General features: G+C 46.9%; 19 protein-coding genes and 1 pseudogene. 10 read left to right on the plus strand and 10 right to left on the minus strand.

What is annotated here, in order from left to right:
* The first annotated feature begins 19 nt into the window (after positions 1-19).
* Positions 20-874, plus strand: a complete 855-nt coding sequence (locus AAHN97_RS08205) for an EamA family transporter (protein WP_343307087.1) — start codon at positions 20-22, stop codon at positions 872-874.
* A gap of 86 nt (positions 875-960) precedes the next feature.
* On the opposite strand, the gene AAHN97_RS08210 is transcribed toward AAHN97_RS08205, so the two are convergent.
* Genes AAHN97_RS08210 through AAHN97_RS08220 form a run of 3 tightly spaced genes read right to left on the minus strand, consistent with a single transcriptional unit; the run spans position 961 to position 3,559 of the window.
* Positions 961-1,983: an MlaD family protein gene (locus AAHN97_RS08210; protein WP_343307088.1), complete on the minus strand. Its 1,023-nt coding sequence runs from the start codon at positions 1,981-1,983 to the stop codon at positions 961-963.
* Between the two features lie 3 nt (positions 1,984-1,986).
* A complete protein-coding gene (locus AAHN97_RS08215; protein ID WP_343307089.1) occupies positions 1,987-2,760 on the minus strand; it encodes an ABC transporter ATP-binding protein in 774 nt (257 codons plus the stop codon).
* Positions 2,761-2,767: 7 nt separating this feature from the next.
* Positions 2,768-3,559 (minus strand): MlaE family ABC transporter permease, encoded by a 792-nt coding sequence (locus tag AAHN97_RS08220; protein ID WP_343307090.1) that lies wholly within the window; start codon positions 3,557-3,559, stop codon positions 2,768-2,770.
* A 133-nt stretch (positions 3,560-3,692) separates the two neighbouring features.
* Here AAHN97_RS08220 and AAHN97_RS08225 point away from each other — a divergent pair, with 133 nt between their 5' ends.
* The 9 genes and pseudogenes from AAHN97_RS08225 to AAHN97_RS08265 all read left to right on the plus strand — a co-directional run bounded on the left by AAHN97_RS08225 (position 3,693) and on the right by AAHN97_RS08265 (position 16,947).
* The gene (locus tag AAHN97_RS08225) at positions 3,693-4,250 is read left to right on the plus strand and encodes a hypothetical protein (protein WP_343307091.1); all 558 of its coding nucleotides are present in this window, start codon (positions 3,693-3,695) and stop codon (positions 4,248-4,250) included.
* 146 nt (positions 4,251-4,396) lie between these two features.
* Positions 4,397-4,996 carry an RNA polymerase sigma-70 factor gene (locus AAHN97_RS08230; protein ID WP_343307092.1) on the plus strand — a complete coding sequence of 200 codons (600 nt, stop codon included), beginning with the start codon at positions 4,397-4,399 and terminating at the stop codon, positions 4,994-4,996.
* A gap of 66 nt (positions 4,997-5,062) precedes the next feature.
* Entirely contained in the window at positions 5,063-6,220 is a 1,158-nt protein-coding gene (locus AAHN97_RS08235) for a FecR family protein (RefSeq protein ID WP_343307093.1), read from the plus strand.
* An 83-nt stretch (positions 6,221-6,303) separates the two neighbouring features.
* Entirely contained in the window at positions 6,304-9,654 is a 3,351-nt protein-coding gene (locus AAHN97_RS08240; RefSeq protein ID WP_343307094.1) for a SusC/RagA family TonB-linked outer membrane protein, read from the plus strand.
* Between the two features lie 19 nt (positions 9,655-9,673).
* Positions 9,674-10,960 carry a RagB/SusD family nutrient uptake outer membrane protein gene (locus AAHN97_RS08245; RefSeq protein WP_343307096.1) on the plus strand — a complete coding sequence of 429 codons (1,287 nt, stop codon included), beginning with the start codon at positions 9,674-9,676 and terminating at the stop codon, positions 10,958-10,960.
* Between the two features lie 21 nt (positions 10,961-10,981).
* Positions 10,982-11,893: a phosphodiester glycosidase family protein gene (locus AAHN97_RS08250; protein WP_343307097.1), complete on the plus strand. Its 912-nt coding sequence runs from the start codon at positions 10,982-10,984 to the stop codon at positions 11,891-11,893.
* A 3-nt stretch (positions 11,894-11,896) separates the two neighbouring features.
* Complete coding sequence (locus AAHN97_RS08255) at positions 11,897-13,210, plus strand: IPT/TIG domain-containing protein (protein WP_343307098.1); 1,314 nt, start codon at positions 11,897-11,899, stop codon at positions 13,208-13,210.
* Between the two features lie 138 nt (positions 13,211-13,348).
* Positions 13,349-14,101: pseudogene (locus tag AAHN97_RS08260) on the plus strand (penicillin-binding transpeptidase domain-containing protein).
* Positions 14,102-14,241: 140 nt separating this feature from the next.
* Positions 14,242-16,947 carry a DUF7594 domain-containing protein gene (locus tag AAHN97_RS08265; RefSeq protein WP_343307099.1) on the plus strand — a complete coding sequence of 902 codons (2,706 nt, stop codon included), beginning with the start codon at positions 14,242-14,244 and terminating at the stop codon, positions 16,945-16,947.
* A 137-nt stretch (positions 16,948-17,084) separates the two neighbouring features.
* Here the strand turns inward: AAHN97_RS08265 and AAHN97_RS08270 are convergent, their stop codons facing one another.
* From AAHN97_RS08270 to AAHN97_RS08300, 7 genes are all read right to left on the minus strand, one after another.
* On the minus strand, positions 17,085-17,846 hold the full coding sequence (locus AAHN97_RS08270) for a LytR/AlgR family response regulator transcription factor (protein ID WP_343307100.1): 762 nt from the start codon (positions 17,844-17,846) through the stop codon (positions 17,085-17,087).
* Positions 17,846-18,949: a sensor histidine kinase gene (locus AAHN97_RS08275; protein ID WP_343307101.1), complete on the minus strand. Its 1,104-nt coding sequence runs from the start codon at positions 18,947-18,949 to the stop codon at positions 17,846-17,848. Before AAHN97_RS08275 ends, AAHN97_RS08270 begins: the two co-directional genes overlap by 1 nt.
* Positions 18,949-19,935 (minus strand): NAD-dependent epimerase/dehydratase family protein, encoded by a 987-nt coding sequence (locus AAHN97_RS08280; protein ID WP_343307102.1) that lies wholly within the window; start codon positions 19,933-19,935, stop codon positions 18,949-18,951. The genes AAHN97_RS08275 and AAHN97_RS08280 overlap by 1 nt, the downstream gene beginning before the upstream one ends.
* Entirely contained in the window at positions 19,932-20,720 is a 789-nt protein-coding gene (locus AAHN97_RS08285) for an SDR family NAD(P)-dependent oxidoreductase (protein ID WP_343307103.1), read from the minus strand. The genes AAHN97_RS08280 and AAHN97_RS08285 overlap by 4 nt, the downstream gene beginning before the upstream one ends.
* The gene (locus AAHN97_RS08290; RefSeq protein WP_343307104.1) at positions 20,717-21,322 is read right to left on the minus strand and encodes an START domain-containing protein; all 606 of its coding nucleotides are present in this window, start codon (positions 21,320-21,322) and stop codon (positions 20,717-20,719) included. The genes AAHN97_RS08285 and AAHN97_RS08290 overlap by 4 nt, the downstream gene beginning before the upstream one ends.
* Positions 21,323-21,490: 168 nt before the next feature.
* Positions 21,491-21,778, minus strand: a complete 288-nt coding sequence (locus tag AAHN97_RS08295) for a hypothetical protein (protein ID WP_343307105.1) — start codon at positions 21,776-21,778, stop codon at positions 21,491-21,493.
* Positions 21,779-21,918: 140 nt separating this feature from the next.
* On the minus strand, positions 21,919-23,763 hold the full coding sequence (locus tag AAHN97_RS08300; protein ID WP_343307106.1) for a hypothetical protein: 1,845 nt from the start codon (positions 23,761-23,763) through the stop codon (positions 21,919-21,921).
* Between the last annotated feature and the right edge of the window lie 76 nt (positions 23,764-23,839).

The raw sequence follows: 23,839 nt of genomic DNA on the forward strand, positions 1-23,839 counted from the left end.
TATTTTATTAGCGAAAATAATGACCAGGTATATATTCATGGTTTTTGCCGGGGCGTGCAGCTTTGGCATCCTCTCTACATTTGTAAAACTAGCTTACCGGGAAGGCTATTCTGCTGCCGGTATTTCCTTTTCCCAGGCCTTTACAGGTTTTCTTGTACTCTTTGTGCTGCAACTCCTTTTCAGCCGGGAAAAGGGTTTTAAAGGGGCTTTGCCGGTGTTGTTAACAGGTGTAGCCATAGGGCTCACTACTTTCTTCTATTATGTATCCGTGGTATACATACCAGCCTCTCTGGCCATTGTGCTGCTGATGCAATGTACCTGGATGGGGATATTGCTGGACTGGGTGCTCTTTAAAAAACGGCCGGGTTGGATACAGAGCTTTGTTACCCTGCTGATCCTGGTTGGGACCGTTCTGGCCAGTGGGGACATTACAGGGAATGTTTCACTAAAAGGCCTGAGATATGCGCTATTGTCCGCTTTCTGTTATGCAGGCTTCATTGTGGCCAATAGCAGGATAGGGCAGCAGATGGAAACGCTGAAGAAAAGTACCATTATTATGATGGGTTCCGCCTTGAGCATTTTCATTGTGAATGCGCATCAACTAGTAGTAGTGGAACATTTTGACTGGGGTATACTGAAATGGGCTTTGTTCCTTTCTTTATTCGGCACCATCATTCCACCTGTTCTCTTTGCAAAAGGAATCCCTAAAATAGGAGCTGGGATCAGTGCTATTGTGATGACGGCGGAATTACCGGTAGCCGTGATCTGCTCTCATATTGTATTGCAGGAGCCGGTAGGCTGGGTGCAATGGGTAGGGGTGATGATCATGCTGCTGGCGATTGTATTGTTGCATGTGTGGAAGGAAAAGGCATAATAGCAGGACCTGCCGAAAATCATTCAGCCGCCGAAGTGTGTGACACAACGGCGGCTGAATGATTATAAAAGCTGGCTCAATAATCTTTATTTCTGTTCTGTTGGTGCTTTTGCTGCCTGTTCAGCTTCTTTCTTTTCACGTTTTGCTTTTTTACGGAAGAAACCTCTTAGCAGGAAGTTACTTTGCAGCGCCTCCATGTTTTCATCCAGTTTCTCCGTACTGCTTTGCAGGTTGGAGATAGTTTGCTTTAATGCCTGTGCGGTTTTTTCGTCATTCAGCAAAACACCTGCAGGGCTGTTGTTGCTGCGGAGGTTTTCTTTTACACCGCTGCTGGCATCGCGGAGATTTAACACCACGCTGTCCACTCCCTGCGCGATGGTTTCCATTTGCGAAATGGTAGAACGCAGTTTGGTGAATACTACAGTATCTGATACCAGGTCACTTGCCAATGTACCTTTGGTATGCAGTTTAGCGCTGTATTCTGCCAGGCCTTCCGTCAGCATCTGGGTATTGGCGGCAGTTTTACGAAGGGTGGCCATAGTGCCCTGCAGATCGTTATAAATGGCTTCATCGTTGATGAGCTTGCCGATGGAACCTTCTCCTTTCATGATCTTACCGGTGATCACCTTCAGGTTGCCGGTGATCTCTACTAGGCTTTTGTTATTCACCTGCAGGGTGTTCATGATCTCATCTGTGCTGATGGCTACTTCCACGGTAATGATATCCCCGTCTTCAATAGCCGGAACGGTAGTGGTACCGCCAGTGAGTGCAATGATCTTATTACCTACCAGCCCGTCTGAACTGATCTTGGCCTTTACATCTTTATGAATGAACTCGCGGGATGCCTTTTCTATATTCATCAATACTTCTATCTGGCTGTGGTTGATGAAGGTGATGCTTTTGATGGTACCTACTTTTACGCCGGAATACCATACGTTATCACCTTTTGCCAGGCCGCCGATATCATGAAAGATCGCTTTCACTTTTACGGATTGAACGAAGGATTTGCGCTGTCCGCCCAGGGTGAGTATGCCCACGGCAAAGATGATCACTCCCAGGAGGATAAATATGCCTACGATCACCGTTCTTTTAGTAGTCTTATCTTTCATAGTTTACTGAATAAAATTATAGTCATAGAATTCTTTGATCAGGTCATCGCCGGTGGCAAAGACGGTGTCAAAACTTCCCTGCCGGATGAATTGTCCTTCTTTCATCACGGCAATATTATCGCCGGTTACTTTGGCGCAGGTAAGGTCGTGCGTAATGATAATTGAGCTGGTTTTGAAGCGGCGTTGTACTTCGTTGATCAGGTTATTAATTTCTGTACAGGTGATAGGGTCCAGGCCTGCGGTGGGCTCATCATACAACATGATGTCCGGGCGCAGGATGAGGGTACGGGCAATACCGATACGTTTCCTTTGCCCGCCGGAAAGCTCTGAGGGCATTTGGTCGATAGTCTGTGAAAGCCCTACGGCATCGAGTACCGTGTCCACCAGTTTTGCCCGTTGTGCTGCCTTCAGGCGGGGTTGATTGCGAACGAGTGGGAAGTTGAGGTTTTCCCCAACCGTCATACTATCATACAGCGCGCCGTTCTGAAAACAGAAACCCACTTTCATGCGTAGTTCCCGCAGAGACTGGGTATCCAGGTGTTCTACTTCCAGCCCCAGTACATTCACTGTGCCGGCATCCGGTTTCAGCAGGCCGGCAATGATCTTGATCAGTACGGATTTACCGGTACCGGAACGGCCGAGTACCACAACGTTCTCGCCCTTGTGCACATCCAGGTCAACACCCCGCAATACGTGATTGTCGCCAAAGGATTTAAAGAGACCTCTGATAGAGATCACGGTGTTATCAAAATCTATTTCAGGCGTGAATGGTTTCATAATTTATTTAACGGATCGAATTAACAACTTGAACGATAACGATCTCTTCGATAAAGATCAGGAACATGGATATTACCACTGAAACATTGGCAGCTTTACCTACGCCCTGTGTTCCCTGTGAGGCATTATACCCCTGATAAGCACTAACAATGCCAATAGTGAACCCGAACACAATAGATTTAAAAAGAGAGGCCCCCAGGTCAAGGAAGGATATATTCACAAATGCTTTCTGTATAAATGCGATGAGGCTGGTCTGTTCATTCAGGTGTACATCCAGGTAGGAGCCAGCAAGGCCTACCACAGCGGTGTAACACATGAGCAGCGGGATGCAGGCGGTGGTAGCCAGTACCCGGGTCACTACAAGGTATTTAAATGGATTGATGGCGGATACCTCCATGGCATCTACCTGTTCCGTTACCTTCATGGAAGCCAGTTCCGCACCAATACTGGAGCCTACTTTACCGGCACAGATGAGGGCGGTCACCAAAGGGGCCAAAGCCCGTATCACGGCAATGGAGATCAGGGAGGGCAACCAGGAAGTAGCGCCGAACTCTGCCAGGGAGGGGCGGGACTGCTTCGTGAATACAAGCCCGGTGATGAAGCCGGTAAGGCTGATCAGTGCCAGCGACTTGTAGCCTATCATATAACACTGATGCATAAACTCCTTCACTTCCAGCGGGCGGCGGAAAGCCTCCCGAAAGAACCGGGCAATGAACCGGAAGATGTCGTATACACTGATGAAAAAGGCATCTGCACTTTTTGAGATAAAGGGTTTATCCGGTTGTTCCTTAGGTTCCATTAGCTGCATTTAGTCAGTTAAAGGTAGCAGCAAATGGTGTACCGGTATTAAAAAAGGGATAAAATTGGGGAAGTTTTCCCCAAATTGGGTGTGATTTTTGTTTAAATGGCATTGAAATCTCATTTGACTGCCTATGAAACGTTTAATGCTCATCTTATTCGTTTTTCTTTCCGTTCAGGCTCAGGCACAGCAGGATACATTGCTGAAGGTCCTTGGCTGGGGGCTTGCCGGCTTATCTGAAAACGTTATAGACGGTGGTACAAAAAAATACGGATTTGAATATTACAGTGTCGGCGGATGTGTGATACCCTGGGAACTGCAGGACAGTGTGAAAAAACATAATGACAGCATTTATGCCATTTTAACTCAAAGACATGGTCCGAACTGGCAGGAGCGTTTCCAGGAAGATGTGGAGAATTTATATCTGCATAAAGATGAAATCAAGGCACTGGTGCTCAGGGAACCTTTAGTAAAAGGTGCACGCACTGTACTTTACCTGGAATATGAGCCTGCATCTGATAAGGATAGCTGTAAGGTAAGGGTTTTGGGTTATGATAAGGGGGAGTGGAAATTATTCTATACTTACCATGTTAATCATAAAAAGAAGAAAACGGCGCTGCTGGCAGAGAGTACAACGCCGGAAGGTAAGGCAAAGAACAGGCGGGCGGAGTTTGAGAAGACGGGGAAATAATATACCGGTTATATTATATATTGGAAAGGAAACGCTTTTCGGCGTTTCCTTTTTTGATTAATTTTATATTAACTTGCCGTTATCCGCATAGCCATTCAACCAAAAAATTAAATATTTGCCGACCGGATTAAATTAAGCTCACAGGCATGTCTTCCAACGCATCAGAAGAAATAGCATTAGTAGCAGCATTGCAGGGGGATAGTGTAGCTGCATTTGATGCCCTTTATCGCATGTATTTTCCCGCCGTGTATGCCAACATCCTTCACCTGGTGAAGGATAGCGCTGCTGCGCAGGATATTGTGCAGGAGGTATTCATCCGCCTGTGGGAAAAAAGAAAATTACTGCAGGCCGGTCAGCCTGCCGGCAATTGGTTGTTTGTGGTAAGTTATAACCGTTCCCTGAACCATCTTCGTTCCACCCTGCGCCAGCGGCTGAAATTAGCAGCATTGGCGCCGGATACAGTGGAATCGGAAGAAGAGGAGTGGGAAGTCACTTCCATTCAGCTGGATATGCTGGAAAGAGCGATAGACAAGTTACCCCCTCAACGTAAAAAGGTTTTCCTGCTGTGTAAAATGCAGGGTAAAACCTATGCAGAAGCCGCTACGGAACTGCAGATCTCCCATTATACCGTAAAAGAACATCTGACAAAAGCCAGCCGCTTTATCCGTGATTATGTACGCCTGCAACCTGAATGGCAGGCATTGCTTGTTGCCTTCCCGCTTTTGACAAGCCTGTTCGACCGTTAAAAAAAATCTTTCCCGCACAGCCCCCCTTTTTTTCGCTTCCGGTGTATTTACTGAAACGCGACCTTATTGAATCATTCTGAAACATATCTACACGAGCTCCTGGCCAAAGAACATTGGACGGAGGAGGAGTGCCGCTGGTTGCTGCAATACCTGGAGGAAACTCCCGGCACTGAACTGAAAAGCCTCATGCTGGAGCGCTTCAGGGCACATGGCCTGGAGGTGCGGGACCAGGCATTGGCAGAAAACCTGTTAGGCCGCATCCATGCGCGTATGCAGCCATTGCCTTCATTTGAAACGAAGGTAGTACCCCTTTACCGCCGCTGGTGGAAAGGTACCGCCGCAGCCGTTGTTATAAGTGTGGCGGCTACTATGTATTTTATGCAAATGCCTTCTAAACCACAGACCGCAAAGCTTACACCTGCTGCCATGGAAGATGTGGCTCCGGGTGGTAATAAAGCCCGTTTATTATTGGGTAACGGAAAGTCACTTGTGCTGGACCAGATGGCAGACGGACCAATCAGCGGAGACGCACAATTACATAAAGAAGATGCAGCGCTGGTTTACGGACCTTCCGGTGGCAATAGTTCTAATACCCTGATCACACCAAAAGGAGGGCAATACCGTGTACAACTGGAAGACGGAACGAAAGTATGGCTCAATGCCGCCAGTTCCCTGGAATACCCTGTTGCCTTTAATGGCAGCGACCGTACAGTGCGGCTGACTGGTGAAGCTTATTTTGAAGTAGCGAAAAATGCTGCCAAACCTTTCTTTGTACAGATGAATGGCATGACGGTGCAGGTATTGGGTACCAACTTTAACATCAATGCGTATGCAGAAGAAAAGCGCTTTACCACCACTTTACTGGAAGGTGCTGTGAGGGTAGTGGCGGGCAACCAGCGATTGACGCTGGCTCCTGGTGAACAAACCAGTTTGGAACAACACTCAGGTATTCTGCAACGTGCAGGCGGAGATGCGGAAGACGCTATTGCCTGGAAGAACGGCATCTTTACTTTTAAAAATCATGAACTCGCGGCTGTGATGAGAGATATCAGCCGCTGGTACGATGTAGATATTATATATGATAAGGGAATTGATGAAAAGATCCATGTTACGGGTGCAATGCGCAGGCAGGATAATTTATCGCAGGCTTTAAAAATACTGGAGCTCACAGCAGATCTGCATTTTTCGGTGCAGGGAAAAACCATTACTGTCAGCAAAAAATAGATCATCATATCATCACGCAATTGAACCGGCAGGCGCCTGCCGGTACTGTATGCCGTATGCAGAAAAGTTAAACAATGAAATCAATGAAACGATCATTACACAGTACACAGCTTTCCGCATGGCGGTGGTTCAAACCGCTGTTCCTGTTCCTGCTCATAACAGGCCTGCAGTTAAATGCAGCAGCCAAAGGGCAGGATAAACTTTTAAATGTAAATGTGAATGATGCCAGCCTGGAAACAGTATTCAAGATTGTACGCCAGCAGAGCAATTACCTTTTTATATTCAGGGATGAGAACCTGGCCGGCACTAATATGAAAATATCTTTCCGCCTGAAAGATGCTACCATAGAACAGGTGATGGACCGCTGCCTGGAAGGTTCTCCGCTTACTTATAAGATTGTTGATAATACGGTGATCCTGGTTAAACGTGATGAAAAACCTGCAGCCCGCCAGGAGGTGGTGAAACTGAGTGGTGTGGTAAGAGATGCAGAGAACGGAGATCCGTTACCGGGTGTAACCGTGAGTGTGAAAGGCACCGGCAATGGTACCACCACAGATGCGAACGGCCGCTTTTTGCTGAACAATGTTACACCGCCTGCAACACTGGTGTTTTCTTATATCGGCTTTTCCACACAATCTGTAGAAGCAGGCGCACGCAGGGAATTTGCCATACAGCTGCAAAGAGAAAGCCGTTCCATGCAACAGGTGGTAGTGATCGGATATGGTACGCAGAAGAAAACAGAACTCACCGGTTCTATCAGTACCTTCCGCCCGAATGATCTCAACGCCCGGCCTGTTCTGGGACCGGACCAGTTATTGCAGGGCCGCATGGCAGGTGTGAATGTATCTTCCGCCAATGGTATGCCCGGAGCGCCGATGCGTGTAAGCGTACGGGGTATCGGTTCCCTGAGTGCGAGTAATGAACCCCTCTATGTAATAGATGGTGTGCCCATTATTCCGCACGATGCAGCCGTAACAAACTTCGGTGCTAAAATGAACCCGCTGGCGCAACTGAATCCCAGCGACATTGCTTCCGTGGATGTACTGAAAGATGCTGCTTCTGCTGCTATCTATGGATCACGCGCCACCAACGGGGTAATACTCATTACCACCAAAAACGGCCGCAAAGGCAGCGGGCAACTGGCCATTAATGCTTATGCAGGTATGCAGGATGTACCCTATCTGGATAAAGTGGAAATGGCAGATTCCAAATTATACCTGGAAGTAGTGAATGAAGGAATTGATAACTATAATAAACAATTCGGCTATCTGCCGGGTAACAGCAAATTCATTCCCGGCATAGATCATCCTTATCCCGGTTTACCGGATACGGACTGGATGCAGGAAGTTTTACGCAAAGCCTATACAAAGAACATCGACCTCTCTGTATCCGGCGGCACAGATAAAACAACGTATTATATTTCCGGCGGTTTCCTCAATCAGCAGGGTGTTGTTATTTATAACGATCTGAAAAAGTACACCGGCAGGATCAATCTTACCACAGAACCTTTATCCTGGCTGCGTACCGGTGTGAATATCAGCTTCGGTTATTCTGATAACAACCGGGTACCGGGTTCTAACCTGGGTTCTACGGTAATGGGCAGAAGCCTTCCGCAACGTCCGTTCGACAGGCCTTATAAACCCAATGGTGAATATTATGTAGGTGGTACGGCAGACCTGGTGTATCATAACCCTATACAGATATTGAAAGAAGAAGTGGCGAACCTGAAGAACTATCGTTTGTTAGGCAACGCATTTGCAGAACTGAAGTTCACCAAAGACCTTACCTATAAAACTTCCTTTGGTTCAGACATTGGTTATACGCACGATTATATCTACTACAATCAGAAACATCCATATGGTACCGGTAATGGCCGCATCATAGATGAACGCAGATTGCTCACTAACCTGCTGCTGGAAAATACCCTGAACTACTCCCATGCTTTCGGTGCGCTGAAGCTGGATGTATTGGCTGGTCACTCTTTCCAGCGCATGATGGTATCTACCAACGGTATAGATGGTAATGGATTCCCTGCCCCGTCTTTTGATGTGCTGGGTGCTGCTGCAGTGATCAACAATGCAGGTACTAACCTGTATGGCAATGCCATGGAATCTTATTTCGGCCGTGCCAATCTTGCCTGGAAAGAAAAATATATGCTGGGCATGTCTATCCGTACGGATGGTTCTTCCCGTTTCTCACCTGATAACCGTTATGGTTATTTCCCTTCTGTATCAGCTGGCTGGCAGGTTTCCAAAGAACCTTTCTGGACCATGCCAAAAACAGATCTTAAAGTACGCGTGAGCTATGGCTCTACTGGTAACCAGGAAGGGGTGAGCAATTATGCATATCAATCCCTCACCGGTGGTGGTTATAACTATGATGGCAAGAGTGGTATTGCGATCTCCGGTTTTGGAAATAATATCCTTACCTGGGAAAAAGCCAACCAACTGGATGCTGGTCTTGAGTTAGGGCTGCTGGGCGGCTCTGTGAACCTTACAGTGGATTACTTCCGTAAGAATACCACCAACCTGTTGTACAACATGCCTATCCAGGGAACATCCGGTTTTACCAGCATCACCAGCAATATTGGTTCTATGTTGAACCATGGCCTGGAAGCTGCAGTGAACACCAACTTTAACTTTGGTGCATTGAACTGGAGTTCTGATTTCAATATCTCTTTCATCAAAAACCGCATCACTTCGCTGATCGGTAACAGCGATGCACTGTCTGTAGGAGCTAACCGCGCCTTACAGGTAGGTCAGGATATCGGCAGCATCTGGGTGTATAAGATGTTAGGCATTTTCCAGGATGATAAAGAAGTACCTGAGCCCTTGCAGAAGATCGGTGTACGTGCGGGTGATGTGAAGTACGAAGACCTGAACAATGATGGCAATATTGATATTAACGACCGCCAGATCGTGGGCAGTTCCAATCCTGACTTCTATGGCGGATGGAACAATACCTTCCGGTACAAAAACTTTGATCTCTCTGTTTTCCTGAACTATACCTACGGGCAGGATGTATATGCTTCTTCCCGCATTACCATTGAAAGGCTGGGACAGAATGCAGTGAACATCACTAAAAAGTCTGCAGAGAACAGATGGACCGGTCCCGGTACGAGCAATACCACTCCCCGTGCTATCTACAGCCAGGCTTACAACCTGTATAACTCCAGCCGCTGGATGGAAGATGGTTCTTTCATCCGCATACGTACGGTATCCCTGGGATATGAATTACCCGGGTCTATCCTGCAGAGAGCAAAGATCAAACGCGTGCGTGTTTACCTGCAGGCAGATAACTTATGGCTGTTCACCAAATACTCCGGTATGGATCCTGAAGTGAGTTCAGATATGGACCCGCGCTTTTTGGGAGAAGATAACCTGGTATTACCGCAGCCCCGTTCATTTAATGCAGGCGTTAATCTGAATTTCTAAACCGATGAATAATATTCTCATGAAAAGAAAAGTATTTCCAGTATTGCTTTCCGGCCTGTGCCTGTTTGCTTCGTGCAGTAAGATGCTGGATGTGAAATCGCATTCTGCCGTAGCTACCAATACTTTATCTGCTGCAGATGTGGAGGCCTTCCTGACAGGCATTTACAGCCGCATGCAAAACGCCCCCGGTGCAGAATCTACCATTTCCTTCGATATCACCGGCGGCAACCTGATCAACTCAGGGGCTGCTACAGACGGTGGACTGAATACCTTTATCACCAATGTACTGCGTCCGGAAAATGGCCTGATGTCTGCCGCATGGAACGGTTATTATGCTGCCCTGTACCAGGTGAACAACCTGCTGGATGTTTCCGCCAATCTGCCTGCCACACAGCGTAATAAAGAGATCTCCGGTGTCGCGCACTTCTTCCGTGCTTACCTGTATTATAACCTGGTGACCCGCTTCGGCGGTGTGCCTGTGCTGGAGCAGAATACAGCCGCAAAAGTGAAACGCAACACAGAAACAGAAACATGGGCTTTCATTGAAAAGGAATTAACACTGGCCATGACAGATGCGCCGGTCTATGCTGCAGGGCAATATTACCTGGTGTCTTCCATTGCGGCTAAAGCACTAATGGCACGTGTAAAACTTGCGCAGGGCAAAAAAGCAGAGGCCGCTACACTGGCAGAAGAAGTGATCACTTCCGGCCTTTTTAAACTGGATGCTTTCGAGAAGATCTTCCGGGCACAATCGAACCAGGAAGAGATCTTCTCTTTTAAAAACCTGACCATAGAATCTTCCCTGCGTGTAAGCACGTTATTCTATACCTATGCACACACGGTAAAAGGCAGTTACGTATACCGCCCTGTGCAGGAGGTGATGGATATGTTCACTGCCGGTGATAAACGTACTGCTATGTCCGTGGATACCTACCAGGGCCTGCGGGTGATCAACAAATACCCCAGCGGGCAATCAGGCAGCGATCCCATTATTGTGGTGCGGCTTGCAGAGATGTACCTCATCAGCGCAGAAGCGCAGGGGCTTGCAGGGCTGGGCAGGTTGAATGAACTGCGTGTTGAACGCGGACTCACCGCTATTCAGCCAGCGAGCGAAGCCGCTTATATGGACGCTGTGATGCTGGAAAGGAGGAAGGAGTTGCTGGGCGAAGGGTTCCGCTGGTTTGATCTCGTACGTACCGGCCGCGCGCAAACAGAACTGGGGCTGGCAGACAGGGAGTTGAAATATCCGCTTCCCATGAATGAACTGGCCATCAACAAATTACTGGAACAGAACGATGATTATTAATCTAATATTAAAAGCAAAGATATGTACAGGATTAAACTGGTTTCTATACTCAGCCTGCTTTATTTCACCATCGCCAGTTGTAAAAAGGACTCACAGGCACAGGTGCCGCATGTAACGATTAAAAGTCCGCTTACACAAAGGATGGTGGATAGTACCAATATTATCGCCAAAGTATTTTCAGATACCGTATTTCAGATCAGTGAAGGTGTGCAGGAAACAGATGTGCATTACCTGAGCAGGGAAGGTTATTCCATGCATATGTTCATCATAGAAGCGGATATGAATAATCCTAAACTGAAGCTGGAAGCCGCTACGCCGTATGATGCTACGCCTTATGCCATGCAAACTGTTCCGGACATGGTGAAGTATATCAATGGTCCCAACAGTAAAGTAGTGGCAGGTGTGAATGCCGATTTCTTCAACACTACCACAGGTGAGCCGCGCGGTGTTCTCATCAAGAACAACAAAGTGCTCAAAACCACCTGGTTCAATGACCGCAGCAGCACTTTCCTGGGTGTGAAAAAAGATGGTAAACTCTTTATCGGCGATCGTGCAGAATTTGCAGCCATGCAGAACGATTTTGAAGATGCATTGGGTGGAGGACCCATGCTGGTGAAGAACAATGCCATCTTAACACAAACAGACCTCAGTATTGAACCCCGTACCGGTATCGGGTTGAACGAGCAGGGTAAAATGTACTGGATGGTCATTGATGGCCGCAGCTTCTACTATTCCAATGGTATTACCATTACACAGCTGGGCCAATTGCTGAAAGCATGCGGTGCTACCAAAGTTATTAATGTAGATGGCGGCGGATCTTCCACTTTCATGATCAAACATCCGCTGGCAGAAGTATGGCAGGTACGCAACCGGCCTTCTGACGGAACCAACAGGGCAGTGGGTAATGCATGGATGATCATTTCCAAACCTTAATGTATGAAGAGAATAATTACCTGCTGCATGGCGCTTGTGCTATTAGCCATAACCGCCTGCGATAAAGATAAAACGGTTACTTCCTCCGCACCTGTGATCAATACCGTATGGCCGCTGGATGGAAGCCCTTCCACCATTGTGACTATCAGGGGAAAGAATTTCAGTACGGTGCGTACAGAGAATATTGTACAGTTTAATGGGGTGAACGCTATTGTTATTGAAGCCAGCCAGGGCGAGTTACTGGCAGTAGCTCCTGCCACCGGTGCTACGGGTACTATCACTGTGGCAGTCCGCAATACTACGGTAACCGGGCCTGTTTTTACCTACAAAGCTCCCCGGCAGGAGTATAATGTGAAGCTGTTCGCCGGAGATCTGACGGCAGGTTCAGTAGATGGCGCCTTATCCATCAGCAGGTTGAGAAGTCCGGAAGGCGTGGAGCTGGATGGCGCGGGGAACCTCATCATTACAGACAGAGGTAATAACCGCATCCGCAAAGTTTCACTGGCCGGGATCATGAGCCCTGTAGCCGGCGCGGATGTTGTGGGTTTTGTGAATGGCGCTGCTGCCGATGCAAGGTTCAGACTGCCCTGGAAGTCAACAGTAGATGCTGCGGGAAACATCATCGTGGCAGACCGTGATAATAATTGTATCCGTAAAATCACACCTGCAGGTGTGGTCAGCACCATTGCTGGTTCCGGTACGGCCGGGTTTGCAGATGGTTCTGCAACAACCGCCATGTTCAATCAACCGCTGGATGTGGCAGCTGACGCGGCAGGGAATATCTACGTAGCAGATAACCTGAACCACCGTATCCGTAAGATCACACCACAGGGAGATGTAAGTACCCTGGCAGGAGATGGTACTGCTGCATTTGCCAACGGTACAGGAACTGCTGCAAAGCTGAGGAACCCCAGCGGGCTGGCAATTGGTAAAGATGGCAACCTGATCATAGCAGACAGGCTGAACCATCGCATCCGTATGATCACACCGGCTGGTGTAGTTACTTCCATAGCAGGTGACGGGGTGAGTGGTTATAAAGATGGGGAGGCCGGTGCGGCAAGGTTTGCTGATCCTTATGGCGTGGCAGTAGATAGCAATGGGAATATTGTCATTGCAGATCTCAATAATAACAAAGTGCGCAAGCTGGCAGGAGTGACGGTGACTACTATAGCTGGTTCCAGCAAAGGTTTCCTGGATGGCCCTGGCGCCAGTGCACAACTGAATCAACCTACAGATGTATGTGTGGATGCTGACGGGAATGTGTATGTGGCCGATCTGGGGAATAATTGTGTGAGGAAGATCACGTTGATTAAATAATAGCTGCAAGAATATATTGCTGAGCAAATAATGTTTCTATAAGAGGCTGTTCATTTGTATCAGGAAGATAACATTGATTAAACAAATTTCAGAAGAGGCTGTTCATTGCGGACAGCCTCTTTTGTTATAAATTGGGAGATGATCAGTTTCTTCCTTTCCCTCTTTTTGCTTCAGGATTGCCAGTTCAATGGCAGTGTAACCATCTATGATCACAGCCGCGCACAGTGGCATTATACTGATTCTGCAGATGCATTCAGGGAAGCGCAGCCCGCCTCTACCTTTAAGATCATCAACCTGCTGATAGCACTGGAAACCGGTGTTATCAAAGATGAAATGGCTATTGTGAAATGGCCCGGTAAAACAGATCCCTCCCTTTACGGATACAGGCCCGATATTTATAAAGACATGACGGTCAGGGAAGCTTTTGAAGTTTCCGCCGGCTGGGTGTTTATTGAACTGGCTAAAAAGATTGAAAGGAGGAAATATGCCTGGTACCTGAAAGCCAGTGATTATGGCAACCAGGACCTCAGTGAGCGGGGAGATGATTTCTGGAACTTTGGTGCCATGAAGATATCCCCTGCAGGCCAGGTGAAATTCCTGGTAAAGGTCTATGAAAACAAAACACCTTTCTCCAAACGGAACATTTAGATATTGAAACGTGTGATGATAACGGAAAAGACAGCCTCGTATACTATCCGTTCAAAGACCGGCTGGACGCGAATTGATGGAAAAGATATCGGCTGGTGGACAGGGTATGTGGAGCGCAATGGAAAAGCGTATTTTTTTGCTACAAGAATAACCAAAGACCGTTCTGCATATAACCCCCAATTCGGTCAATGCCGGAAAGACCTTACAAAGAAAGTATTAAGAGAATTAAAGATCATTGATTGATAAATAAGCATCATTATTTAATGCAACCGTTTGCTTAACTTAGGAAAGAGAACCAAGATCTAAGACCCTGATTATAGTGCTGATAAACCCTGGCCCTGTTTGTTCATTACTCATTATAAACAATTCCCGTTATGAAATGTATGTTACGAAACATCCTGATTTTCTTTTTATTGTCCCCCGCCATCAGTTTAGCCCAGACCGGTATATCCACATGGGCCAGCATAGGCAGCAACGGCAAGTTGCAATACACAGCGGATTCAAGGGGGAACCGCATTCCTGATTTCAGTATGGTCGGTTACCGGCATGGCGAGGCTGCCTTACCTCTTGTGCCTGTCGTAAAAACGATCTCTCCTGTAAGCGGAGACAACCTGGCCCACATCCAGGCGGCCATCAACGAAGTATCTGCCCGCACACCGGATGCCAATGGATACCGGGGAACCTTGTTACTGGAAAGTGGTACCTACAACATCAGCAACACACTGAATATTACTGCCAGTGGTGTAGTGTTGCGGGGTACCGGTACCGGCAGCACGCAAACAAAACTCGTAGCCACCCGTACAGCCCAGCACACGCTTATAAATGTAAAGGGAAGCGGCGGGCCCTCAGAAGTAAGTGGTACCCGGGTAAGTATTACCAATACTTATGTTCCGGTAGGTGCTACTTCCTTTACGGTTTCTTCTGCTGCAGGTTATGCGGTGGGAGACAGGATCCGCGTATTGAAAATGCCTAACCAGGCATGGGTAGATCTTTTAGGGATGGCACCTTTCGGATGGACGCCCTCCGGCTACAACATGAGCTATCTCCGCGTGATCAAAGCCATTGCAGGCAACACGGTAACAATAGATGCACCTATTGTTGACCCCATCGATCAGCAATATGGCAGCGGGTACATTTACAAATACAACTGGACGGGTAAAATACAGGAGTCTGGCGTGGAAGATATGCGCATAGAATCCACTTACGCGGCAGAAGATGATGAAAACCATGGCTGGACGGCTATCAACCTGGGCAATATTGAGAATGGATGGGTGAAGAATGTGGACGCTTATTATTTTGGATATAGCTGTGTAAGCGTAACAGGTGGAGCTTACAAAGTAACCGTTCTGGATTGCAAAATGCTTGATCCCAAATCACAGACCACCGGTGGAAGAAAATATTCTTTCATGATAGATGGGTCTGAACTGGTGCTGTTCAAAGATTGTTTCACCCGTGGAGGGCGCCATGATTTTGTAAGTGGCAGCACCGTTTCAGGTCCGAATGTTTTTTATAACTGCACATCCGAACAACAGAAAGCAGATAACGGACCGCATCATCGCTGGTCCACTGGTATATTGTTCGATAACATCACCGGCAACGGAGAATTAAATATACAGAACCGCGAAGCATCCGGATCCGGCCATGGCTGGGCAGGCGCACAATGTGTGTTCTGGAATTGCGTGGGTAGTAAGTTCGTTCACCAGAAACCTCCGCAACATCTGAACTGGGCTATTGGCTGTAAAGGAACCGTAACAGACAATGGTACCTGGCATGATGGTGATCCCGGTATATGGGAATCCACCGGTAACCATGTGATCCCGCAAAGCCTGTATGCACAGCAACTGGCTGACCGGCTGGGGGCTCCATCCTGCGTGCCCGCTACTGCCAGTGCAGATGATGGAAATGTGGCGGCGAATGTATTGGATAATAATCTCAGCACCCGCTGGTCTGCCAGCGGCGATGGGCAATGGATCCAGTTCTGTTTAGCGAATTCTGCATCCGTAACGGGAGTGGATATTGCTTTTTATAGTGGTAATACCCGCACTTCCACCTTTGATGTACTGGTAGGTGCAGATGGTAATAACTGGACCAACGCAGCCACCGGTCTTGTGAGCAGCGGTACTTCACTCAACCTGGAAACATTCAATTTCCCGGCGGTAACCGGAAAATATGTACGCATTGTAGGGCATGGTAATTCTGCCAACCTCTGGAACAGTTATACGGAAGTGAAGATCAGGCTAGCCACAGGTTCCACGCAGGTAACACTTTCCCCCGTGCATGATGCTTACGTACGTAACGGTACAAATGCCGCGGTTACACATGGCATTACAGATTCCACCACACTGGTTACAAAACTCAATTCCAATCCTGCCGCTGGAAACGACAGGCAGACCTACCTGAAATTTGACCTGAGTGGTGTAAGCGGTACAGTGACTGCAGCCAAACTGAGAGTATATGGAAGTCTGGCTGATAATCGCTCCGCTAACATACCTATTGGCCTGTATAAGGTTGCCAATCTTACCTGGCTGGAATCTACCCTCACCTGGAATAATAAGCCTGCCACGGGCTCCCCGTTGCTGGATTCTGCGATTGTAACAGATTCCATACCGCGTTATTACGACTGGGACTTTGGCGCTTATGTACAGGCTGAACTGGCTGCAGGCAGAACGAGCATTTCACTGGCCATGTTGGCGCACATTGCCACAGCGCCTCTCATTGCCTGGAATTCCAGTGAAGCGGCTACCAATAAACCGCAACTGGTACTCACAGTGCAAACAACGGGTACTGCGCGGAAAGCTCAGCAGGAGGCAGTCGTTTTAAAACCTGAAAAACCCGTACCGGGCATACTCACATTCCCCAATCCATTCTATGAAGAATTACAGGTGAAGTTCGAACTTAAAGAAGAAGGAAGAACGGTACTGCGGGTATATGATCTTTCCGGTAAAGTAGTGGCTACACTGATCGATGCAAGATTAGCTGCGGGTAATCACTCCATGCGGTTTAACGGGAAGGCCTGGCCGAAGGGATTGTATATGTTGCATCTGCAACATAATGGAAAGAAAATAACGGCGAAGGTGGCCAGGCAGTAAAGCAAAATAATACTGCTGCATTATAAAAAGGCCTCTGCACGATAACACTGCTGCAAGCATTAAATAATAAAAGCCCCTGTTGTATGCATATTAAAAGCCCCGCACATCATATGCGGGGCTTTTTGCTTTTATCTGAATTATTTTTCCACGTCTTTCCCTTCCAGCCAGCTCTTGAAATCAACCACCCGCTCCCTGCTGATCACCACATCTGCATCTACCTGCGGCTGTAATTGCAGGATCAGCCTGCTGTTGTAATAAGCCATGATCTTTTTAATGGCATCGATATGGATGATGAATTGCCGGTTGATGCGGAAGAAGGTATTCCTGTCCAGCATTTTTTCGATCTGATCCAGGGAATAATCCAGGGGCATCTTTTCCCCGGCAAAAGTGGTGGCATAAGTAACGCCTTTTACAAATTGCAGGTAAGCGATATCCTTTGCTTTCACATAGATCAGCTGGTTATTGAGCCTACCAATAAACCTGGCACTGTCCCGCTTCAGGAATTCATCCGCTATCCTGGCGATATCAATATTGTGCTGTGCGGGTTTCAATTGTTCGTATTTATTGAGCGCATTTTTAAGTTCCTGCAGTTCTATGGGTTTCATCAGGTAGTCTATACTGTTCACTTTAAATGCCTGCAGGGCAAAGTTGTCGTAAGCAGTGGTAAAGATGATAGGTGTTTTTACATTAGCCTGCTTGAAAAGTTCAAAACAATTGCCGTCTGATAACTGGATGTCCATCAGCATCAGGTCTACTTTGTTATGCTGGTCCATCCATTTGAGTCCTTCAGACAGGGAAGGGATCACAGCCACCACTTCTATCTGCTGATCACATTTCTGCAACAGGCGGATCAGTCTTTCCGAATTATGGACCTCATCTTCAAATATGACAACTTTCATCATGGCGTTATTACGGGGATCTTTACAATGAACACTTCATCTGACTGGTGTATTTCAATCACTCTGCCGCTGGCCAGCTCATAGCGTTTCCTGATATTATCCAGCCCGATGCCGGATGATATGGCCGGCACATTTTTCTTTCTCACCTGGTTGGAAATGAGGAGATAGCCACCTTCACTTTTTACATGGATCAGCAAAGGATCATTCGCGGAAAAGCGGTTATGTTTAATAGCATTCTCTATCAGCATCTGCAAGGTAGCAGGAGGAATGGTGCCCTGTGCTTTCATCTGTTCATCTATCTCAGCAGTAAAGCGGATACTGTTCTGGTGCCGGATGCTGATCAGGAAGAGGTAGGAATCCAGGAAGTCCAGTTCCGTTTGAATAGATACCAGGTTCTCGAACTTCTTATCCAGGATATAACGGTAGATCTTAGCCAGCTGGGTAATATAATCGGCAGACAGGTCCGCACTTTTATACACCAGGTTGGTGAGTACACTCAGGGAGTTGAAGAAGAAGTGTGGATCTATCTGGTTCCTCAGTGCATCATATTGTGCCTGGATGTTTTCCCGCTTTAACCGTTCCGTTTGCACCTGGTATTCTTTGAGCCCCTTGTAATAATAAATAATGCCATTAACAGTGAGGATGAGCACATAGAAGATATACAGGCCAAAGATCATGTTGTAACTCACGGCCCTGAAGCTTTCCCAGGCCTCATAACGGTTAAACACCACAATGTCCATAGTGGCATAGAGGAATGCGAAGAGGAAGGCCGGGATCAGGCCATATAACAGCATAGCTGTACAAAGTACCAGCAGGCGGTTGGAGATATAACCTTTCAGTACACCCTTTTCCACGTACCGGCTCAGCCAGATGGCGCCTTCCCAGCATATCAGTCCAAGCGCTACATACAAAACACTGAATAAGAGCGACCTGAAGAAGTTACTATCAACACCTTCAATAAAGGAGAGATCAAAAGACTTGAAAATAATACTGAACAGGTAAAGGATAACGATCCTTGCTAGGTATTTGAAGGTTTTGCTGGAAAAGATCCTTTCATTCTTTTTAAACAGGTCCTGCTCAATTGATTTATCGGATGTGGCCATCAATAGTAATTGTTTTCTTTAAACCAGGTTAATGCATTTCTCAGTGCATCTTTTACGGGTGTGTACCGCACCATTAATTCATTTTCTGATTTTTTGCCGGTATAATAATTATTCAGGCATAACAGGTAAGCGGAGGTGTAATTCAGTTTGCTGCTCCTGCCGGTCAATCTTTCTTTGATGGTACCCAGAATGCCGCCCAGTTTTAAAATGAATGCAGGGATCCTGATCATGATCTTTGTTTCCTTTGATACGCTGTTCAGGGAAGAGAAAAATTCCCGGTAGCTGAGGTTATGCCCCGCCAGCAGATAACAATTCCCCATTTTTCCATTATCGATCGCATTCACAATGCCTTGGCAAACATCGTGAATATAAACAAAATTCTTGCCTCCCGGTGGATAAAACAGGATCTTTTTGCCCAGGCCATAGAGCACCAGCTTGCCGGAGCTGGGTTTAACATCATTGGGGCCTATCATGAAAGTGGGGTTAACGATCACTGCCGGCAGCTGACTATACTCCACTTGTTCCAGTACATATTGTTGCGCGAGATATTTGGTGTTGATGTAGGCGGAATTGGCATGGAAAAGTGTAAAGCCACTCAGTTCATTGCCTGGTTTTTCTTTACTGCCCGGCCCCATGGTATTAGCGGTGCTCACATAAATGAATTTATCCACCTGCTGCGCTAGGCTGGCCTCTACCATATTTTTAGTGCCGGTGAAATTCACCTTTTCGTATTCTTCAAAAGTAATGCCCCATTGGTCTGTAATGGATGCCGCATGGATCACAATATTACAGCCTGCCACTGCCTGCTCCACATCACCTTTGTTGGAGATATCCCCGAAGAAAACTTCGCAGGGGATATCTGAAATACCTTTGATATCTGCATTGTAACGGATCATGATCCGTACTTCATAACCCAGCCGGAATAACTCTCTTGTAAGATTAGACCCGAGGAAACCATTTGCTCCCGTAACGAGTACTTTATTCATATCAGTTCTTTTTTTACCGCCCGGGAGATCATTTTCAGCTTTAGTTCCATGGGCAGTATGCTCATCAGAAAGTGGTTGAGTTTGTTGATGAATCCGGGGATGATGGTTGGATATTTTGTGATGGTGCCAATGATGGCAGTACTGGCTATTTCAGCGGTGGACAGCAGTCCCATTTTTCCTTTAATACCCTGTGAGATGATGCGCTGCGCCGTATTGGAATTGGTCATAATGGGCCCGGGGTACACCACGCTAACAGAAACACCTGTACCGGAAAGCTCTTCCCGGAGGCCCAGCGAAAAGGAAGATATAAAAGCCTTGGAGGCAGGGTAAACTGTTTTGTAGGCAATGGGTGAAAAGGCCGCCATGCTGGAGATGTTCATGATATAACTCCGTTCATGCTGCAGCAGGTGAGGGATCAGCATATGTGTGATCAATACCGTGCTGCGTACATTGAGCTGCATGATCTGATCTATTTTTTCGATAGACGTTTCTGTGATCAGGGAGGTGCCGCCTACGCCGGCATTGTTGATCAGGAAGTCTATTTCAAAATGTTCCAGGATATGCTTTACCTGTTTTTTCAATTCATCACAATTGGTGAGATCGAACTCAAAGATGCGCACATCTATGTTGTATGTACTGGCCAGGTTTTCTGCAAGAGAGGGAGTACAACCGCCAGGGAGGGCAATCAATATGATATTCCTGCCCATTCTGGCGCATTGTACGGCAAACTCTTTTCCAAGGCCGGAGCTCGCTCCTGTGATCAGGGTGTATTTTGCATTGCTCATTTGTTTCTCTCTGCGAGTGTTTTAAATCTTGTCATGGTTTCTATCAGGTTGCCCTGTACAATAGGATCAGAGATCCAGCGGGGCACCTTTTTACTGCGATTGGTAGAAATGAAGTAAGTGACCCGCATATTTCCATTTCCAAGGTCATGCAGCAGCCATTTTCCTTTGGCACCTGAAATGCGGGTAATATTCTTATAAACAGGGAACCTGTTGTGGGAAGTGCTTTCGAAGCTTATCTCCGCGTATTGCTCTTCTCTGCGCAGATGATATAAGAGACAGCAATCCTGGTCTTCAAACGGCCATGGAATGCTGTATTTGATATAAGTGATCCAGGTGTTTGCTGTGCCGGAGGGTATTACATTGTATTCTTTGGCATTCACATTCCAGTCGGTACCCATGGCGGGGCTGGTCATTAACCGGGAAATGCCGGCCACATCTGCCCGTACAATGAAAGTGGCTTTTATTTCACGCACCTTTTCATCTTCCGCATTGGGTATCCAGCGCTCATACAGAGAGATCCCTTTATCTGTTCTTACGAGTTTGAATTCCTCTTCGCTTAATGTATGGGCAAAAAGCATCCGGGAGAAAACTAAACTCAGCATACATAATAACTTTAAACCTTTCACGTAATAAGTATTTATGTAAAATTGCCGACAGGCGGGCTAATGACAGCAGATTTTCCCTTGAGTTGTAGGATAAGTTAATTGAACCGTGGAATTTGGGGGAGTTGCAAAAGAAAAGCCCCCTTTTCAGGAGGCTTTTTAAAGGAGCTAAGCAGTGGCGTTCCATAATAACTTCCGGCTGTCCTTGCTGACGAAGGTGATAGGTACAAATTCATCCGTAGGAGAGCCAATATAGTATACCATCCATTCCGGATCATGGCGGGATAACATTTCGCTGATACAATCCGCCCGGTGGGCCTGGGGATTTAGGCAATCTCTCCAGTAAAACAGTTCAACGCGGTAACGTAACTGCTGGTGCTGGTTATTGATAACTACCTGCACTTCAATCTCCTGCCTTCCCGGCAAAGGAGGGATGGGGATCATTATGTAACTCATGGTCTTGAGAGTTTAAAATTCCTGATATGCCCCCACAAGAAGGTTGCCACATCTTTAGGTACAGCCGTGACGGGCATTTGCGGTACGAACAGGAGGGGGGAGTGTTCATTTTCGGACACTATTTGTGCTGAAATGGACGCTTACCTGCAATATTCACAGTATAAACCCCACAAAGCTTCTGCATCCAGCAATTGAAAACTGGCGCCTCCGTTGCCGATGGAATTAAAGAACTTACAGAAACGCGGCCGGTTGATGCTGATGGCATTCAGTACAACCGTTCTTAGATCGGGCACCTTGAAGATCTCCGGGGTGAACAGGTGTAGATTGATATAATAGAAGAGCATTTCCTCATTCACATCTATCTTTTTTACACGCTCCTGCAAAAGATCTATGGCATCGTTCCGCAGGGAATAATAGGCCAGGTATTTAGCCAGGGCCAATGTTTCTTCATCTGTCAGCTGCAGGTTTTCATAGTTATCCAGGATGTAACCGACGGATGCATCCTTCGCTGCATAGTTAAACTTGCGGTATGTTTGCTCGCTGTAAACGATGTGATAATTGATCAGCATCCTTTTCACCAGGGGGGATGGAATGCCGAGTTTCTCCAGTTCATTGATCTCCTGCAGGAAATCGCCGGAGGCTATGTAGCCTGAATCATTCTTCCAGACATTAAATGTGAGCGAGCAGATGTTATAGAGTACCCTTTTATCTGTCGGGTCCAGTTTTAACAGTTCTTCCAGTTTTTCTATGATACCTTGTTCGTTTGTAGGATTTAACTGGTAACGATAGGTTTCCCGGTTATTGAGCAGGAAGAGGTTCTCTTTTGTGCGGGGTATTTCCAGTTTATCCAGGTAATTGCCGGGCAGGCGTTTGTCCGCTGCACGATCAAACACTTCCCGTTGAACAGCAGAAGCTGTTTTGGTATCTTTCCCTTCCATCGCTTTTGTGAATCTGCTGATCAATGCCTCATCGGTCAGGCTTTCCAGATCATTGTTCCTGTTGATGTAAATAGTGATCACCGCTTTCCGGTGTTCTTTTAATATGGGTTCCAGCTGTGCCTGTAATGTTTTATCCAGCAGGCGGTTTTTGATCTCCGGCTGGGATAAGGGTGTTAAGTTTTCAAAAGCAGTGCCTTTGATATCCCGTAAAAACTCTACCCAGTTTTCAGCAGTAGTGATAGTGCCGGGGATCTTTGACACCTGGTATTGCTCCAATGCTTTTATGATGGAAGCGGCGCGATTTTCCTGCAACTTATAATTAAGTTCCGTGCTGCCTTCGACGGAAGCATAGGCCCTGATATCCATTTGGGTGATGTGGTTGCCTGCGAGTTGCAGGGAATCATACAAAGGCTTTAGATCTGCGGCGTTGTAAACACTTTTGTTCTTGGGGAAAGGAATGGTGAATTGCAGCTTACGTGCATAAACAGAACCGGATATTTTCCTGTTCATTAAAGAATCCGCATATAAGCCCATAGGCAAAAGTTCCCATAAGCTCCGTTCAATATTCACAAAGTTCGTATAATGGCAGATCACACCATTTTTAATAACAACCAGGTTGCCCTCCAGTTCTTCCTTCTGCAGATGGGCAGGCAATTTGCCGAGCTCAATGGCTATCTGCCCTCCGTTGAATTTTTTGATCTTGCTCCTTAACTGGGAGAGGTAAAGCGGTGTGAGGAATTCCCCTTTGGGCAGGGCACGTGCAGGTAGTGGTTTATCACAGTTATACTGGCTTTTGCGTACAAGATCTGCTGTCAAAGCGTCTCCTGGTGCTGTAAATAACTTGTTGAACCAATCGATATTATTAGTAAGGAAAACGATAGTGCCATCCGGATTTACCTTGATACCAAACTGCACTTCCTTGGGTTTGCTTTTGAATAATTGCTCGCATGCTGCACAGGCAGGCGTATTACGGCCATCTTTAAAACTCTGGGCTATGCTGTGTAAAGAGAAGGTCAAAGCAAACAGCAGGAATAACAAGCGCTTCATCGGTCAGGGGATTTATAAGAAGCAAAAGAACGAAAAAATTATATTTTCTCCCTATCTTTCTGCCTCGAATTGATAC

This window comes from Chitinophaga niabensis (genome assembly GCF_039545795.1).
Classification (GTDB): domain Bacteria; phylum Bacteroidota; class Bacteroidia; order Chitinophagales; family Chitinophagaceae; genus Chitinophaga; species Chitinophaga niabensis_B.